The organism is Oerskovia douganii, from assembly GCF_015142735.1.
Lineage (GTDB): Bacteria > Actinomycetota > Actinomycetes > Actinomycetales > Cellulomonadaceae > Oerskovia > Oerskovia douganii.
On record NZ_JACSPN010000050.1, the window covers coordinates 1 to 2,281 of the forward strand.

Consider the following 2,281-nt stretch of genomic DNA (forward strand, 5'->3'; position numbering starts at 1 on the left):
ACTCACGACCGAACGAACCTGCAGGTCAGCGCGCCGTCGCGCCGATCACATCACCGCGCCTGGTGAGAACGCCTCATAGTCCCGCAGAAGCGATGATGCAGGCTGCCGCACCGGCGATCCCGGCCCATTTCCCGACTGTCTTGAGCCTCTTCGACCACTTCTTCCAGTTGATCATTCCATCGAGGTCGAGGCTATTGATCGGATCCTGAGGGTATGCGTAGGACGTGGTGTTGCCCCCTGCGACGGGGTCGACGCTGGTGAAGAGGCCGGTGATGGGGTTATAGAGGCGGGCGCCCATAAGGGTAAGGCCGGTAGTGTCTTGAGCGCGTTCCTTGCCGCCGAGCCAGCCGTAGGTGATGGCGCCGGTCTGGGTGGGGGTGGTGAGGGGGTTGCCGTACTCGTCCCAGGTGCCGAGGGCGCCGAGCTGGAGGGGCTGGTCGATCGCCGGGAGGGTGATGGTGGTGGCGATGGAGCCGATGGGGTCGATGAGAGACAGGGTGGCCGTCGTGTCAGTGATCTCGAGCCCGAGGTCGCCGGCGATGGACGCTCCGTACCAGGTGGTGACCGGGTGGGCACCGGTGGTGGTCTTGGTGGCGTAGCCGGGGTTGTCGCTGGTGTCGGTGTAGTGCCTCACCACGCTCGTCGTGCTGGTGCCGCCGGTGGTGGTGGCGGTGTGGCGACGACCTGCGGGGTCGAGAGTGTAGGTGGTGGTGGTGCCGTTCTGCGCCAGGCTCCGAGCGGCGTCGGTGTCGTAGTACCCGACCACCAGGTCACCAGCTGCAGCGCCGGCGGGGGTGTCTGCACCGGGGAGGAGCGTCTGGCGCGCGAGGGGGTCGTAGGTGTACGTCCCGGTCGTGTTGGCGGCGGTCTGGACGCGGTCGGCGCCGTCGTAGTTCCAGGTCTTGTCGATGTTTGTGACGGTGTCGCTGGTGCAGTCGGTGTCGTGGGTGGTCGCGTTCTGGGTGAGGCGGTTGCCGCGCTGGTCGAATCCGTAGGTGCGGGTGGTGCACGTCTCGCCGGTGGTGTCGGCGACGCCGGTGAGGCGTTCGCCCTTGTCGTAGGTGAAGGTCTGGGTGCGCGCGATGCCGGTGTCCCCGGTCCCGGCGGTCGAGGTCAGGGTGGTGGTGCGCCCGAGGACGTCGGACTCGATGGACCATGCGAGCAGGTCTTGTTCGGGGTCACCGGGCAGGGGTGCGCCGGTGTAGGTGAGCTCGGTGAGCTCCCCGGCGCGGTCGTAGGTCAGGTGCTGGGTGACACGCCCACCGAGCAGCGACTGGCTCGTCATGGCACCGGTGGCGTCGTAGGTCGCGGTGAACTGCCCGGTGCCGGGGATCTTGACCAGGGTGGTGTACCCGCGGTGCTCACCTTCGGCGTCGTACCCGTACTCGACCGACCGGATCGGGTCGGTGACCTTCGCGACGCGCCCCGCCACGTCGTAGGTGGTGGTGGTGACGGCGCCGTCGGTGTCGGTGTAGCTGACGGCACGTCCCCAGGAGTCGTACCCGGTAGAGATGCGCCCAGTCTCCGTGCCGGCGGTGTTGAGGGTGACGGTCGCGGCGGCCTGCCCGGTGGCCGGGTCGTAGTCGGTGCGCGTGGCCGGCACCGGGGTCGACCCGGTCAGTCCCGTGGCGACGGTCGCGACCAGGGTGGTGCGCCCAGCCGCGTCGTAGGTCGTGGTCGTGGTCCGCGACGTCGCGCCGAGCGCCTCTACGGACTCGCGCGGGGCGAGGTAGTAGGAGTACTTCGTCGTCGTCTCGACCGGGAGTGTCGGGGTCGTTTCGCCGGTGCGGGTCGAGCAAGCGAGCCCGGCCCATTCGGGCTTGTTCCCGCAAGTAGCGAAGGCCCCAGACTGGGCGGTGGCGGTGTAGTACCCGCTGAGGGTGGTGGCCGCATCGGTGCCGGTTGCCCCGGGCTTGCGGGTCTCGACGGCCTTGCCCTCGGCGTCGTACCGGGTGGTGGTGACGATGTTCTGGGTGGGGTTGTCCATCACGGTGGTCGACGTGGTGGCCTGCCCGAGGAACCACCCCGAGGTCGGGTCGGTGTGCGCGAGCCCGGGCGTCTCGTACCCGGACAGGGCCTGGGACACGACGGGTTCACCGGTCGCGACCGGAACGGTTGTCTCGCTGGTGCCGGTGAGAGCGTCGGCCTCGGTCACTGTGACCGTGGTGGGCAGACGGTAAGCGATCCCGGTCTTGGGGTTGACGCCCTGGTTGGGGGCGCCCTGGTCGTAGTCGGTGTGGGTGTGCTTGCGCACGAGCCCGTTGTTCGTCTCGCGGGCGGG

General features: G+C 68.9%; 1 protein-coding gene. It reads right to left on the bottom strand.

All coding sequences use genetic code 11. The features are described 5' to 3' along the window. Positions 1 to 73: 73 nt before the first annotated feature. A partial coding sequence (locus tag H9623_RS19055; RefSeq protein ID WP_227748931.1) for an RHS repeat-associated core domain-containing protein occupies positions 74 to 2,281 on the bottom strand: 2,208 nt, incomplete at its 5' end.